This is a genomic window from Pseudomonas sp. GW823-FHT02F05, from assembly GCF_058797315.1.
This window is the reverse complement of record NZ_JBXAJM010000005.1, coordinates 80,574-94,349: the sequence shown is the minus strand read 5'-3', so window position 1 is coordinate 94,349 and position 13,776 is coordinate 80,574. Positions and strand designations below refer to the sequence as shown.

At 63.2% G+C, this 13,776-nt stretch carries 13 protein-coding genes; 5 read left to right on the top strand and 8 right to left on the bottom strand.

Translation table 11 applies throughout. From position 1 onward, the window contains the following. Positions 1–180: 180 nt before the first annotated feature. The 7 genes from AC1RAC_RS08490 to cbiE form a co-directional block, all read right to left on the bottom strand. Entirely contained in the window at positions 181–1,542 is a 1,362-nt protein-coding gene (locus AC1RAC_RS08490; protein WP_089042137.1) for a PepSY-associated TM helix domain-containing protein, read from the bottom strand. 118 nt (positions 1,543–1,660) lie between these two features. Beyond that, entirely contained in the window at positions 1,661–3,721 is a 2,061-nt protein-coding gene (locus tag AC1RAC_RS08485; RefSeq protein WP_492616497.1) for a TonB-dependent copper receptor, read from the bottom strand. A gap of 93 nt (positions 3,722–3,814) precedes the next feature. Further along, complete coding sequence (locus tag AC1RAC_RS08480; protein ID WP_127880437.1) at positions 3,815–4,213, bottom strand: DUF2946 domain-containing protein; 399 nt, start codon at positions 4,211–4,213, stop codon at positions 3,815–3,817. Between the two features lie 10 nt (positions 4,214–4,223). Then, on the bottom strand, positions 4,224–4,706 hold the full coding sequence (locus tag AC1RAC_RS08475; protein WP_127880436.1) for a copper chaperone PCu(A)C: 483 nt from the start codon (positions 4,704–4,706) through the stop codon (positions 4,224–4,226). A 47-nt stretch (positions 4,707–4,753) separates the two neighbouring features. After that, complete coding sequence (locus AC1RAC_RS08470) at positions 4,754–5,146, bottom strand: DUF2946 domain-containing protein (protein WP_034126406.1); 393 nt, start codon at positions 5,144–5,146, stop codon at positions 4,754–4,756. A gap of 424 nt (positions 5,147–5,570) precedes the next feature. Further along, on the bottom strand, positions 5,571–6,290 hold the full coding sequence (locus AC1RAC_RS08465; protein ID WP_205548044.1) for a cobalt-precorrin-6A reductase: 720 nt from the start codon (positions 6,288–6,290) through the stop codon (positions 5,571–5,573). Next, the gene (gene cbiE, locus AC1RAC_RS08460) at positions 6,287–7,492 is read right to left on the bottom strand and encodes a precorrin-6y C5,15-methyltransferase (decarboxylating) subunit CbiE (protein ID WP_492616496.1); all 1,206 of its coding nucleotides are present in this window, start codon (positions 7,490–7,492) and stop codon (positions 6,287–6,289) included. The genes AC1RAC_RS08465 and cbiE overlap by 4 nt, the downstream gene beginning before the upstream one ends. 38 nt (positions 7,493–7,530) lie before the next feature. Between cbiE and cobG the strand changes: the two genes are divergently transcribed. The 5 genes from cobG to AC1RAC_RS08435 all read left to right on the top strand — a co-directional run bounded on the left by cobG (position 7,531) and on the right by AC1RAC_RS08435 (position 12,881). After that, positions 7,531–8,877, top strand: coding sequence for a precorrin-3B synthase (cobG, locus tag AC1RAC_RS08455; RefSeq protein WP_054918801.1), 1,347 nt, complete (start codon positions 7,531–7,533; stop codon positions 8,875–8,877). After that, on the top strand, positions 8,870–9,496 hold the full coding sequence (locus tag AC1RAC_RS08450) for a precorrin-8X methylmutase (protein WP_034126410.1): 627 nt from the start codon (positions 8,870–8,872) through the stop codon (positions 9,494–9,496). Before cobG ends, AC1RAC_RS08450 begins: the two co-directional genes overlap by 8 nt. After that, positions 9,496–10,227, top strand: a complete 732-nt coding sequence (locus tag AC1RAC_RS08445; RefSeq protein WP_003188163.1) for a precorrin-2 C(20)-methyltransferase — start codon at positions 9,496–9,498, stop codon at positions 10,225–10,227. The genes AC1RAC_RS08450 and AC1RAC_RS08445 overlap by 1 nt, the downstream gene beginning before the upstream one ends. Then, complete coding sequence (gene cobJ, locus AC1RAC_RS08440; RefSeq protein ID WP_198862449.1) at positions 10,227–11,864, top strand: precorrin-3B C(17)-methyltransferase; 1,638 nt, start codon at positions 10,227–10,229, stop codon at positions 11,862–11,864. Before AC1RAC_RS08445 ends, cobJ begins: the two co-directional genes overlap by 1 nt. Positions 11,865–12,101: 237 nt before the next feature. Continuing rightward, positions 12,102–12,881, top strand: a complete 780-nt coding sequence (locus AC1RAC_RS08435; protein WP_054918794.1) for a hypothetical protein — start codon at positions 12,102–12,104, stop codon at positions 12,879–12,881. On the opposite strand, the gene AC1RAC_RS08430 is transcribed toward AC1RAC_RS08435, so the two are convergent. Continuing rightward, the gene (locus AC1RAC_RS08430; protein WP_003171467.1) at positions 12,878–13,474 is read right to left on the bottom strand and encodes a MarC family protein; all 597 of its coding nucleotides are present in this window, start codon (positions 13,472–13,474) and stop codon (positions 12,878–12,880) included. The genes AC1RAC_RS08435 and AC1RAC_RS08430 overlap by 4 nt on opposite strands. Positions 13,475–13,776 lie beyond the last annotated feature (302 nt).

Here is a 13,776-nt window from a genome sequence, read left to right as displayed (position 1 = left end):
TGTACCGATAATTGTTGTGGGGCAGATACACAGGGCTTTGCAAAGGCTGTGCCTGCTACGCCAGACACGGTTTACCGGCGGGTTCGGGAGGTAAAGCCGCTCCGTGGCGCACCAGGTTGGCGCCACGGAGGCCGTTGAGTGCACGGCAGGCTTCAAAAGAGGGCGTTGCGCGACAATGCTTCAGGCGGTTGCGCTGATGCGTGACAGCAACAAGCGATCCAGCGCCCACACCAGGACCAACGAAGCCCCTACCAACGGGAAAATGATCGCCAGCCCGAGCATGATCGCCATCGCGGTTTTCCACTTGGGCAGGTCATGGCGCAGCGGCGGCACACCCAGCCCGCCTTGTGGCCGGCGCTTCCACCAGATCACCACGCCGCTGACCGCGCTGAGCAGAATCATCAGGCAGATCAACAGCACGATCAGTTGGTTGACCCAGCCGAACATCTTGCCCTCGTGCAGCATCACGCCGGTTTCGGTGGCGCGTGCGACCAGGTTGTAATGATCCCAACGTACATCGGCCAGGACCTTGCCGGTGTACTGGTCCACGTGCAGGGTGGCGTCGTTGCGCGGGTCGTCGGCGAACACCGCGACGGTGAATACACCAGTGGCGGTGGTGGGGAAGGTAATGCTGTAGCCGGGCTCGACCTTGCGTGCGTTGGCCAGGTCGACCACCTGTTGAAGACGCACCGTGGGTGCGGCCGGGCCTGCGTGCATTGCGCCGTGATTCATATGCTCGGCGTGGTCGCCGGACATTGGCATCGGCGTGTTTTCCAGGGCCCAGGGCACGGTCTGCTGGGTGGCGGTGTTGAGCACACGGGCCTGCTGGTCGGACTGCGGCACGCTGTTCCACATCGCGGCTGGGAAGGTGTTCCACAAGTCGGCGTATTGCTTGCCCCAGAAGCCGGTCCAGGTCATGCCGCTGAGCAGCATCACCAGCAGGAACGCTGCGCCCCAGAACCCGGCGACTGCGTGCAGGTCACGCCAGAACACCCGACCACGGGTATTGAAGCGAGGCCACAGAATGCCTGCAGATGACTTGCCCCGCGGCCACCACAGGTACAGGCCGGACACCACCAGCATCACGCCCCAGCCGGCGGCGAGTTCGATCAGGCGATCGCCGACGGTGCCGATCATCAGTTCGCCGTGCAGGGCGCGGACGATGGCTTGCAGGTTGTTGTTTGCGTCCTGCTCACCGAGGACGGTGCCGCGATAGGGGTCGATGAACACCGTCACTTCGTGGGCGTCGTTGCGCATCACGAACTGCGCGCTGCGAGTGGCATCGGCAGGGGGCAGGTATTTGCTGATCGCGGCGTGGGGGTAGGCGGCTTGGGCGCGCTGCAGTTGCTCGTCGGCGCTCAGCGCGTGTTCGGCGGCGGGCACGGTGAGCAGGTGGCCGTACATCAGCGGGTCGAGCTGGGGTTTGAACAGGTAGATGATGCCGGTGAGGGCCAGCAGCACCATGAAGGGGGCGACGAAGAGGCCGGCGTAAAAGTGCCAGCGCCAGGCCAGGTTATAGAAGGAAATTTTTTGTGTGGTCATCGGGTGCTCCGCATAAGGCTTTTGATTTTTCTTGGTCTGTTACACCGCCATCGCAGGCAAGCCAGCTCCCACAGGGGACTGTAATCCACCTGTGGGCGCAGGCTTGCCTGCGACGCTTTTAGAAGCTCATGTCCACCTTGGTCCAGAGCGTACGCCCCGGCTCCTTGATGGCCTGCGGGTCGTTGGCTGGGTAACCGAAGCCTGCGTTACCGGCCAGATTCAGATGCTCGGCATAAGCCTTGCCGAACAGGTTGTCGACCCCGGTGCTGACCTTGAAGTGCTTGTTGACGCGGTATGCCGCGTTCAGCGAGAACACGCCGAAGCCGCCACTCTTGTCGTAGTCCTTGCCGACCACGTTGCCTTTGTTTGGATCGATACGGTGTTGCGCCGCGACCACCCTCCACAACGCACCAGCGCTCCAATCGTCTTCGCTGTAGGTCAGGCCCAGGCGCGTGTCCAGCGGTGGCATTTGTGGCAGGGCCTTGCCGTCGCTGCTGTTCTTGCCCCAGGCATAGGCGAGGCTGGCGTCGGCTTTCCAGTGTTGGCTCAGCTTGTACGCTGCGCCCACTTCGCCGCCCATGATACGTGCGTCCACATTGCGCGCCTGGGAGGTGGTGCCCATCATGCCGGGCCTGTAGTCGAACAGGATGAAGTCGCGCACCTGGCCGACATAGCCCGACACCCAGGCTTCCAGGTCGGCGCTCTTGTACTGGGCACCGAAGTCGAGCTGGGTGGTTTTCTCGGGCTTCACGCCGTCGAAGGCATTCACCGAACCGGCCGCGCCGGTGTTGGGGGAAAACAGCTCCCAGTAATCCGGGAAACGTTCCGCGTGGCCCAGGCCGGCATACAGCGTGGTGGGGCTGTCCGCCAGGTCGTGCTCATAACGCACAAAGCCCGAGGGCAATGTATCGGCGCGGGTGTCGCCGGCGGTCGGGTTCGGGCGCGACATCATTCCCGAGCCGGTGCGTTGACGGACGTCCTTGGCCGAGGCGCGGTCCAGGCGTGCGCCGGTGATCAGACGATCGTTGTCGGCGGCGTACCAGGTCAATTCACCGAACACACCATAGTTGTGGAAGTTGGCGTCCTTGTTGCGCGGCAAATCCTTATACGTGTCGATGCCCATGCTGCTGCGCGCACGGTGTTCATTGGTCTGCGCATCCAGGCCGCTGATCAATTGCACATCCGCCCAGCGCCAGGTCGCCTTGATGCGTGCGCCAAGGGTGCGGCGGTCGACGTTGGACGCCATGGGGCCCGCCATCATGCCGGTGCCCGAAGGGACACGCAGGCTGTAGTTGTCCATCACATGGTCGGCGTAGTTGTAGTAGACCTGGGCCTCGACCTTATCCAGCACCTCGCCGATATTGGATTTCTCGAAACGCAGCCCCAGGCTTTCGCGCAGGAACTGCGAGCCGTCCATGCCGCGGCCGGCGTAGCGCGCTTCACCATCGCCACGCCCGGCGGTGAGTTCCAGCAGGGTGTCGGCGTCGGGCGTGAAGCCCACAGCCACGTCACCGTTCCACTTGTCATAACGCGAGGCGACGGTGTCGTTGTTGCCGTCCTTGTAATCGTCGGCGTGGGCCTGGTTGCCGATCACGCGCACATAGCCCAATGGGCCGCCTGCAGCGGCATCGATGACCTTGTCGAAACGCCCGTTGGAACCGGCCAATACGCTGGCGTTGACCCGCGTGCCCAGCTCGCCGAACTGCTCGGGTTCACGGTCGAACAGGATGGTGCCCGCTGATGCGCCCGGGCCCCAGAGCACGGTTTGCGGGCCTTTGATCACGGTGAGCTTGTCGTAGGTTTCCGGCGAAATATACGAAGTTGGCGCATCCATGCGGCCCGGGCAGGCGCCGAGCATCATGCCGCCGTTGGTGAGGATATTCAGACGCGAGCCGAACATGCCGCGCAGCACCGGGTCGCCGTTGGTGCCGCCGTTGCGCACCAGGGCGAAGCCGGGGATGGTCTTGAGGTAGTCGCCGCCATCGCTGGCGGGCACCGGTTGGCGAGGGTCTTTGGGGTTGGTGACCACGGTCAGCGGTGAGCTGGGGGCGATCGCGGTGATGACGGTGGGGCTCAGCTCATGCTCGTCGGCGTGAGCGTGGGCAGCCAATAGTGCGCCGCATAAGGCGGTGAGCAGGGCAGTACTTCCCAAGCGGGTGTCAGCAGAAAACCTGGACATGACAAATTCCATCAATCAATCGTAAACAACACGGCCAGCAGCCTGCGGCTGTCTGTCTAAAGTCGGCCGGGGTGAAGTAACGCGGTGAAGGGCTTACGAAACGATGGGCGGCGCGCGGCTGCGGGCTCCGGGGAAGATGCTCTGCCGGGCATGGCCCAGGCGCGTGGCGGGGGTGAGGGCGTTGGCGGGCGGCGGGGTGCCGAGGGTTGCGTAGGAGACGCTGCCGGGCAGGGCCGGGCAACTGAACAGCAGGCTGCAATAGCCGCATTTTTCCCAGAGAACATGATGCTCGTCGGGGGCTTTGCTGTGCTGCGCAGGTTCACCATGGCAGTTGGGCATGTCCATGGTCATGGACATGCTGGCGTGATGATCCATCGGCATCGCTTGGGAAATCAGCGGACCGATAAAGATCATCAGCATGGCGAACAGGCTGATCCAACTGCCGCGCATCAGGCGGCGGTGGGGAGACAACCTGGCGCGAGGGGCGCCCATCGGGTTTGGCTTACTGGGCGTGCATATGCTCGTGGCCGGCCATTGGCGGCGCTTTGTGCACCGACACTTGCACCTGGACCTTGCCGGCTTTTTCGAAGGTCAGGGTCAGAGGGAATTGCTTGCCGTCGGCCAGCAGGCTGCGGTCTTTGAGGCCAAGCAGCATGACGTGATAGGCCATCGGCGCGAAGGTCAGTTCACCCTTGGCCGGTACGGCAACGCTGGGTACTTGTTGCATCTTCATCAAATCGCCTTGCATCACGTGCTCATGCAGCTCGGCTTTTTCGGCAACGCTGGTTTCAACGCTGAGCAGGCGATCCGGGGCCGCCCCGGTGTTATGAATTACAAAGTAGGCGGCGACGGTAGGCGCATTCGGTGGCAACTCCTGAGACCAGGGGTCGCTCACCAGCAAATCGCCGGCCTTGTAGTCTTCGGCATTGGCAGCACTGAACACCGGCAGCAGCAACGCAGCCAGAAGCAGGGAAGATTTAAGCATGGCAGTTCTCCAGAACGGTTCTAAACGCAGTTCACTTGCGAAGAAGATCAGACCGTTGGAGAAGCGCGGGGGTTGAGGCTCGGCCATTGCTGGCGCGGGGTTGGATTGCGCAATAAGCGCGGCGGCAAGTTCTGCACCGCCTCGAAGCGCGTCACATACAACTGCGGCACATGCCCCGGCAACGCCACCAACGGCGCAGAGCCCGAGCAACACCAGCAATGCTGCATGGCAGAGTGATCGTCCGGCGGTGCGGGAATTTCCAGCTTGCCCAGGGCAATCGCCTTGAGGCTCGCGCCATTGGACGAACAGAACCCGCCCCACATCAGACGCTTGACCGGGTCATCGGTCTGCTGCATTGCACTGGCCAACGGCATGGCAAACGCATTGAACAGCACTGCAAGGCAGGCGATCCAGGCAATTGCAAAGCGTTGACGGGCCATGGCGGATAATCCGTAGGGTTAAACGATCAGGCGGGTATTTAGCCTGATCGGGGGGGATAAGTAAAAAGGGCGGGTGTGGTTTGGTGTCGCAGTGTTGGGTTTGAGGATAGACGAGAACGGCCGCTTGCCAATTTTGCAGAAAGGACGCGGCGCACCAGGCGGGCTGATCGTTCCCACGCTCTGCGTGGGAATGCCGCGTTGGACGCTCTGCGTCCGCTTTTAAAGCCGTGACGCGGAGCGTCACAGGATGCATTCCCACGCGGAGCGTGGGAACGATCAAGTCAGGTATAGGGCTTTTTCCAGCCAATGGTTGCGCAGTTGATTGAGCTAGCGCCTTGGCTGGCTGATCTACTACCGTCATTTGATAACGCAATTCCAAAGTGTGGGAGCGAGCAAGCACGCTCCCACATTGGATAGGTGGTGTTTAGAAAAGAGTGATTGCTTGTAGCAACGCCGGCACTGCTGTGAACTCTCGATCTACGGCAGCCAACACCGGCCGCTTCAACACCAACACCGGCACCCCACGCTCACGCGCCACTTCCAGCTTCGGCTCGGTGGCGGTGCTGCCGCTGTTCTTGCTGATCAGCACATCAATCCGCCGTTCTTCGAATAACGTCCGTTCATCCTCGATCAAAAACGGCCCGCGTGCGCCGATCACCTCACAGCGCTCGTTGCCGGGATACACATCCAGCGCGCGCAAGGTCCAGAACTGATCGGCGGGGATTTCGTCGAGGTGCTGCAAGGGTTCGCGACCCAAGGTGAACAGCGGGCGTTTGAAGGGTTTGAGCGCTTCGACCAGTTCGGCCCAGTCGGCGACCTCTCGCCAATCATCCCCCGGCTGCGGCTGCCAGGCTGGGCGTCGCAATGCCCAGCAAGGCACATCGCTCAATTGCGCCGCTTGGGCCGCGTTTTGGCTGATCTGCGCTGCATACGGATGGGTGGCGTCAATGATCAGGCTGATACGTTCGTCACGAATAAACTGCGCTAACCCTTCAGCGCCTCCGTAACCCCCGACACGAACCTTGCAGTTCAGGTCGGTTGGTACGCGGCCCACGCCGGCCAGGCTGTAGATATGCTGCGGCCCCAGGGTACGGGCGATGGCCAGCGCTTCCGTGACCCCGCCCAGTAATAGAATCCTTTTCATAGCAGCTTGATCACTTCCAGCAACGTGATCGGCAGCGCCTGGCGCCAGGTATCGAACTCGCCCAGGGGCTGCGCCTGGGCCACGTGGATGCGGGTCAGTTCACCGCCATGCTCGGCGCGCCAGTTCATCAAGGTCATTTCGCTTTGCAGGGTCACGGCATTGGCAACCAGGCGGCCACCGGGGCGCAGGTGTTGCCAGCAGGTGTCGAGCACGCCGTCGCGGGTGACGCCGCCGCCGATAAAGATGGCGTCCGGCGTTTCCAGGCCGCTTAACGCCTCCGGCGCCTTGCCGCGAATCAGTTGCAGGCCGGGCACGCCGAGGGCGTCGCGGTTGTGTTCGATCAGGCTTTGTCGGCCTGCGTCGGCTTCGATCGCGAAGGCGCGACAGCTGGGATGGGTGCGCATCCATTCAATACCGATGGAGCCACTGCCCGCGCCTACGTCCCATAACAGTTCGCCCGGCATGGGCGCGAGGCGGGCGAGGGTCATGGCGCGCACATCGCGTTTGGTCAGTTGGCCGTCGTGCTTGAAAGCCGCGTCGGGCAAGCCTGCAAGACGCGACAGACGCGGTGCGTTGGCATCGGCCAGGCAGTCGATGGCGACCAGGTTCAAATCGGCAACCGCCGTGGGCTCCCACGCTTGCGCATGCCCGTCGATACGCCGCTCAGCCGGGCCGCCCAAGTGTTCAAACACAGTTATCCGACTGGGGCCAAAGCCGCGCTCGGCCAACAACGCCGCAATCAACGCGGGGCTGTTGCCGTCATTGCTCAACACCAACAAGCGCACGCCACTGGCCAGATGCGCATTAAGTGCCGCCACCGGACGGGCCACCACGGATAACGTCACCACCTCCTGCAACGGCCAGCCCAGGCGCGCCGCCGCCAGGGATACCGACGATGGCGCGGGCAAAATCAACAACTCTTCAGTTGGCACTTGCCGCGCCAGGCTGGCGCCGACGCCATAGAACATCGGATCGCCACTGGCCAGAACGCACACGGGCTCCCCGCGCCGCGACAACACTGGCTCCAGGGAAAACGGGCTCGGCCACACTTGGCGTTCGCCACGAATACACACCGGCAACAGGTCCAACTGGCGTTGGCCGCCTATAATCCGCGTGGCGCGCAACAGGGCATGCCGGGCATTTCTGCCCAGGCCTTTGAAGCCGTCTTCACCGATGCCTACAACCGTCAGCCAGGGCGACATATCAATTCCTTGAACGACATCCGACGGGCAGGCTTTTCATGCCGCCGGACAAAGCAGGCATAATACCGCGCCTTTACCCGTCAACCGGTAGCCCCGTGAACCCAACGCCCGCTGTGAATACCTTGCGCCCCTCGGCTTGTCCGGGGTTGCTGCGTATTGTCCAGGCGTTGGACGGTGGCATTTGCCGAGTCAAATTGGCGGGCGGCGCGATCACTGCCGCCCAGGCCCACGCCTTGGCGGACGCGGCCCAGGCGTATGCGGGCGGGGTGATTGAGGCGACCAACCGCGCCAACCTGCAGATCCGCGGCATCGGCGCCGAGCAGGAGGCGTTGATCGCCCGACTACTGGCGGCGGGCCTGGGCCCCAGCAACGCGGGCGGTGACGACGTGCGCAACCTGATGCTCAGCCCCAGCGCTGGCATTGACCCGCAGATGCTGTTCGACACCCGCCCGCTGGCCGCGCAGATCCTCGCCACCCTGGAGAACCATCCGCGTTTCCATGAACTGTCGGCCAAGTTCGCGGTGCAACTCGATGGCGGCGAAGACCTGGCGATGCTCGAGCATCACCACGACCTGTGGTTGTCGGCCTTCGTACGCCATGGCGAAACCCTGCTCGCGTTCGGCCTGGCCGGCTGTCCGGGCCTGGATGCGCCCCTGGCCGCCGTGCCTTTGAACCAGGGGCATGGGTTGGTCGTGGCCGTGCTGGAAGCGTTTCTGGACCTCGCCACCCCAGAACAAACGCGCATGCGCCATTTGTCTGTGGATAACGTGCTGAACCATTTGCGCTTGCCGTTGCTGCCAGCCGACGGCTTCATACGCCCGCCCAGCGACGCGTCGCTCCAGGTGGGCACTTATCCACAAGTGCAAAAGAATCAGTTCTACGTCGCCGCCCTCGCGCCATTGGGCCGCCTGAACCCGGCGATGCTCAAGGGCGCCGCACAACTGGCCAGTGACTATGGGGACGGCACCTTGCGCTTCACCCCTTGGCAAGGCGTGCTGGTGCCCAACGTCGAAAAGCCTCACGCCGTGACCGAGCGCCTGGCGCAACTGGGCTTTATCTGCTCGCTCGGCCACCCGCTGGCGCGCATGATTGCCTGCACCGGTTCCAGCGGCTGCGCAAAAGGCTTGGCCGACACCAAGGCCGACGCCGTGCAACTGGCCGCTCTGCAACCGGGCGTTGAGGTGCATCTGTCCGGCTGCCTGCGCTCCTGCGCTGCCGCGCACACCGCGCCAGTCACCTTGCTGGCGGTGAGCCCCGGCCACTACGACCTCTATTTTTGCGATGCAACCCAGCCTGGTTTTGGCCGGCTTCACGCGCGCACTCTTTCCATTGAAGCGGCGGGCGCCCTGTTGCGCGCTCGTCCACGGAGCAACACCGATGATTGATTACATCCGCGACGGTCAGGAGATCTATCGCAACTCCTTCGCCATTATTCGCGCGGAAGCCAAGTTGGACCGCATCCCGGCCGATTTGGAAAAACTCGCGGTGCGGGTGATCCATGCGTGCGGCATGGTCGAGGCCATCGACGGTCTGCAATTCTCCGAAGGTGCGGGCAAGGCCGGGCGCGATGCGCTGGCCGCTGGCGCGCCGATTCTGTGCGATGCGCGGATGGTCTCCGAAGGCGTGACCCGCGCGCGCCTGCCAGCCAATAACCCAGTGATCTGCACCCTGCGCGACGACAGCGTGCCGGAGCTGGCGCGGGAACTGGGCAATACCCGTTCCGCCGCCGCCCTTGAACTGTGGCGCCCGCATCTGGAAGGCAGTGTGGTGGTGATCGGCAACGCGCCGACCGCGTTGTTCTATCTGTTGGAAATGCTCGATGCCGGTGCGCCGAAGCCGGCGTTGATCCTGGGTTTTCCGGTGGGCTTTGTCGGCGCCGCCGAATCCAAGGCCATGCTCGCTGCTGATAGTCGTGGGGTGCCGTTCGTGATCATGCAAGGTCGCCTGGGCGGCAGCGCCATGGCTGCCGCCGCCGTCAATGCCCTGGCCACGGAGGTCGAATAATGCAGGTGCGCGGACGTTTGATCGGCCTGGGCGTCGGCCCCGGTGATCCGGAACTGATTACCCTCAAAGCCCTGCGCCTGCTGCGTGAATCGCCGGTGGTGGCGTACTTCGTGGCCAAAGGCAAGAAGGGCAACGCCTTCGGCATTATCGAGGACCACCTAGTGCCGCAACAGACCCTGATGCCGCTGGTGTACCCGGTGACCACCGAAGTGCTGCCGGCGCCGCTGTCCTACGAGCAGGTGATCAGCGACTTCTACGACAATGCCAGCCTCGACGTGGCCGCTCACCTGGACGCGGGCCGCGACGTGGCGGTGATCTGCGAAGGTGACCCGTTTTTCTACGGCTCCTACATGTACCTGCATGACCGCCTGGCCGAGCGCTACGAGGCCCAGGTGATTCCAGGTGTGTGCTCGATGCTCGGTGGTGCCTCGGTACTCGGCGCGCCGTTGGTGTATCGCAACCAGAGCTTGTCGGTGCTCTCGGGCGTATTGCCCCATGAGGACCTCAAGCGCCGCCTGGCGGATGCCGATGCCGCAGTGATCATGAAGCTGGGGCGCAACTTCCCGAAAGTGCGCCAGGTGTTGGAAGAGTTGGGTCTGGCCGAGCGGGCGTTGTACGTGGAACGCGCGACCATGGCCAACCAGAAGATCGTGCCGCTGGATCAGGTGGAGCCGATGTCGTCGCCGTATTTCTCGCTGATCATCGTGCCCGGTGAAAGGTGGCAAGGTTGATGACCCCGGCGATTGTGATTCTGGGCCAAGGCAGCCTGGCGACTGCGCGCAGGCTCCAGCAGGTTTACCCCGGCGCGTTGATCCACGGTTTGGCCACACGGGTTGAGGGGGCAGACCGTACCTACAGCGAATTCGGCGCGACCTTGCGTCAGCTCTATCAGCAGGGCACGCCACTGATTGCCCTGTGCGCCGCGGGCATTGTGATTCGCACCCTGGCACCGTTGCTGCTGGAAAAGGGCGAAGAACCCGCCGTGCTGGCCGTGGCTGAAGACGGCAGCGCTGTGGTGCCGTTGCTCGGTGGCCTGGGGGGCGTAAACCTCATGGCGCGCGATATTGCGGCAGCGCTCGGCGTGTCCGCCGCCATCACCACCAGCGGCGAGTTGCGTTTTGGCACCTGCCTGCTCAACCCGCCGGCGGGCTATCAACTGGCCGACATCGAGCTGGGCAAACGCTTTGTCTGCGACCTTCTGGCCGGCGAAAGCGTGCGCATTGAAGGCGCGGCGCCATGGCTGGAGGACGCTAACCTGCCTCAGGATCAACAGGCGCGCCTGGCGATTCATGTGGGCAGTGCCGAGCGCACACCGGCAGCCAACGAGTTGCTGATTTACCCGCAGAATGTCTACGCCACCTGCCGGCCGGGTGCGCAGTTGGCCGAGCGTGTGCGCCAAGCGCTGCATGAGGCGGGGGTCGCGGTGCAATCCCTGGCCTGCCTGCTGGCCAGCGACCTGCAGATGGCTGACGCGTCCTTGCATGAAGCCGCGTCGGCCTTGGGTGTACCGCTGCGTTTTGCCGTACTGGAACCCGTTGCGGACATCAGTATCACCGTCGCCGAGCAGCCCTTGGATCTGTCACAGGTTGGGCGCCCCCGCGGGCGTCTGGCGGTGATTGGCCTGGGCCCCGGCGCTGCTGAATTGATGGTGCCGGCGGTGAAGGCGGAACTGGCGCGTTGCACCGATGTGCTGGGGTATGAAACCTACGTGCGCATGGCCGGGCCGTTCCGGGACGACCAAGTGCAACACTGCACTGACAACCGCGAAGAAATGCAGCGCGCCCGCCACGCCTTCGAGCTAGCCGCGCAAGGCCGCTCGGTGGTGGTGGTGTCCTCTGGTGACCCGGGTGTATTCGCCATGGCCGCAGCGGTGATCGAGGCGCTGCACGAGTCCAGCGAGCCGGCCTGGCATCAGGTCGACCTGGAAATCCTGCCGGGGGTTTCCGCTTCGCTGGCCACCGCTGCCCAGGCGGGCGCGCCGCTGGGGCATGACTTCTGTGTGATGTCGCTGTCGGATAATCTCAAGCCCTGGGCGATCATCGAAAAACGCCTGGACCTGGCTTCCCAGGCCGACCTGGCCTTGGCGTTCTACAACCCGATCTCCAGGTCGCGGCCTTGGCAACTGGGGCGCGCCCTGGAGATCGTCGCGCTGCATCGCACGCCGCAGACGCCGGTGGTGCTGGGCCGTGACATCGGTCGTCCAGGCCAGACGCTGCGCGTCACTACCTTGGGGCAACTGACGCCCGAGCAGGTGGACATGCGCACCATGGTGCTGATCGGTTCATCCACCACCTGTGTGTTCCCGCGCGCGGGTGGCGGCGAGTGGGTGTACACACCACGTTGGTATGGCGACAAACCCAACTCCTGAAAACAGCCCGGTTGGCTGCCGGAAAGCTCCGAATAACCCAGGGATTCCCCTGGCGTTGTTCGGGGCTTTTTCTTTTTTATGCGATGAAAACCGCACGCCTGCCCGCCGCGCCTTGTCATTGCTGGACGCTGGTTTTGGGCGGGGCAGTCCAAGGGATGTTTATCGCATGGAAACCCCGCTGCTCCCTGGACTAGGGTGGAAGCAAGCCCCATGTGGGGTGCTTGTGGAGAACAGAAAATGGAGCGACGTCACAGAAGGATCAACAGTAAAAAAAGGCGCAAGTTGATTGCCGCCTACAAATTGCCGGGCGCACCTGCCAGGCAGGCCGCTTGCGCGCTGGATAGCGACGATGATTGCAATGCGGCCGTGGTCAACAACGGGGTGATTTCATTTGCCGAAGGCTTGTCGGCGTTGAACCGCGAATACGTACGCAAAAGCTATCTGCTGGCCAGCAGTTATGTGAGCGATGTGCTGAACGTCCAGCGGGGCAGCGAGGCGTGGTACGAGGAATTTATCAAGGTAATGGTCAGCCTGGGGTGGCTGCCGCTGCGCAGTCGCTTTGAACGGGTCTCGCGTGCGGGCAAAGGCCTGACGGTGCAACTGGCGGCGCTGAATATCATCGCCTCGATGCTGACGTCGACGGCGCTGTTCGGGCCACTGCTTAGCGCCTTGCCAAAGCTGGCCGCCGATGCGCTGGATGCATTGAAGCGTCAGCCAGCGTCTTTCGAGCTGTTCAAGCGCAATTGCGCGGTGCATGAGGGCGGCGATTTCGGCCTGGCCTCCTGCGCTGAAACAGACGGCGAGTTGATCATGGTGCTGGTGACCTACAGCACCCATGGTGTGGATAAACAGGTGGGCCTGCCCTTCCTGGAGTGGGATAGCTCCTCGTTCGAGGCCTTCAGCGGGCAGACTTGCCTGGTGCTCAATACCTCTATGGTCAACGAGAAAACCATCCAACTGATGCGCGAAAGCGCCGGTGACAAAGTGGAAATGGCTATCGCCAAATACCGGATCTAGGGCACCAGGTAGCCACGTACCCCGGTAAAAATGATTTGCGCGGCCAGGGCGCAGACGAACAGGCCCATCAACCGGCTGACAATCTGCAAGCCCTGGTCGCCGAGAATGCGTTCGATACGGTTGGACAGGTACAGCACCACGCCCACCGTCAGGCTGGCCAGGGCAATACTCAGGATGGCGGTAAGCTTGTCGTCCCAGTGTGGTTGGCTGACGCCCATCACCAGCAAGGCGCCGATGGTGCCGGGGCCGACGGTGAGGGGGATGGTCAGCGGCACGATGGTCACGTCCTGCTGCACGTTGTCGGTCTGCACCGCCGACTTGCCCTGGGCCATGCCCAGGGCGGAGATAAACAACACGCTGCCGGCGCCGATACGGAACGCGTCGACGGTAATGCCGAACACACTGAAAATCACCCGGCCAAACAGGTAGAGCAGCACGCTCGATACCAGGGTGGCCAGTGCAACTTTCCACGCCAGGCGCCGACGCTCCTTGCTGGAGTAGCCACGGGTCAGGCTGATAAAGCAGGACAGCACAAAGAACGGGCTGTAGAGCACCAGCATCTTCAGGTAAACGCTGAATAACACATGGAGCATGGGGGCGGCTCGCGGGCGGGGAAAGTGTGGAGGAGTCTATCCGACACAGATCAAATGTGGGAGCTGGCTTGCCTGCGATAGCGGTGGGTGTGATCGTTCCCACGCTCTGCGTGGGAATACATCCAGTGACGCCCTGCGTCGCGTTCAAGCAGGACGCGGAGCGTCCCGGGCGGCATTCCCACGCGGAGCGTGGGAACGATCATCACGGGCTGTAGAGCACCAGTATCTTCAGGTAAACGCTGAATAACACATGGAGCATGGGGGCGGCTCGCGGGCGGGGAAAGTGTGGAGGAGTCTATCCG

What these genes read in the sequence shown, in the direction of transcription:
- AC1RAC_RS08490 (WP_089042137.1), bottom strand. Translation starts at nt 1,542, where the DNA reads ATGACCACACAAAAAATTTCCTTCTATAACCTGGCCTGGCGCTGGCAC.
- AC1RAC_RS08485 (WP_492616497.1), bottom strand. Translation starts at nt 3,721, where the DNA reads ATGTCCAGGTTTTCTGCTGACACCCGCTTGGGAAGTACTGCCCTGCTC.
- AC1RAC_RS08480 (WP_127880437.1), bottom strand. Translation starts at nt 4,213, where the DNA reads ATGGGCGCCCCTCGCGCCAGGTTGTCTCCCCACCGCCGCCTGATGCGC.
- AC1RAC_RS08475 (WP_127880436.1), bottom strand. Translation starts at nt 4,706, where the DNA reads ATGCTTAAATCTTCCCTGCTTCTGGCTGCGTTGCTGCTGCCGGTGTTC.
- AC1RAC_RS08470 (WP_034126406.1), bottom strand. Translation starts at nt 5,146, where the DNA reads ATGGCCCGTCAACGCTTTGCAATTGCCTGGATCGCCTGCCTTGCAGTG.
- AC1RAC_RS08465 (WP_205548044.1), bottom strand. Translation starts at nt 6,290, where the DNA reads ATGAAAAGGATTCTATTACTGGGCGGGGTCACGGAAGCGCTGGCCATC.
- cbiE (WP_492616496.1), bottom strand. Translation starts at nt 7,492, where the DNA reads ATGTCGCCCTGGCTGACGGTTGTAGGCATCGGTGAAGACGGCTTCAAA.
- cobG (WP_054918801.1), top strand. Translation starts at nt 7,531, where the DNA reads ATGCCGCCGGACAAAGCAGGCATAATACCGCGCCTTTACCCGTCAACC.
- AC1RAC_RS08450 (WP_034126410.1), top strand. Translation starts at nt 8,870, where the DNA reads ATGATTGATTACATCCGCGACGGTCAGGAGATCTATCGCAACTCCTTC.
- AC1RAC_RS08445 (WP_003188163.1), top strand. Translation starts at nt 9,496, where the DNA reads ATGCAGGTGCGCGGACGTTTGATCGGCCTGGGCGTCGGCCCCGGTGAT.
- cobJ (WP_198862449.1), top strand. Translation starts at nt 10,227, where the DNA reads ATGACCCCGGCGATTGTGATTCTGGGCCAAGGCAGCCTGGCGACTGCG.
- AC1RAC_RS08435 (WP_054918794.1), top strand. Translation starts at nt 12,102, where the DNA reads ATGGAGCGACGTCACAGAAGGATCAACAGTAAAAAAAGGCGCAAGTTG.
- AC1RAC_RS08430 (WP_003171467.1), bottom strand. Translation starts at nt 13,474, where the DNA reads ATGCTCCATGTGTTATTCAGCGTTTACCTGAAGATGCTGGTGCTCTAC.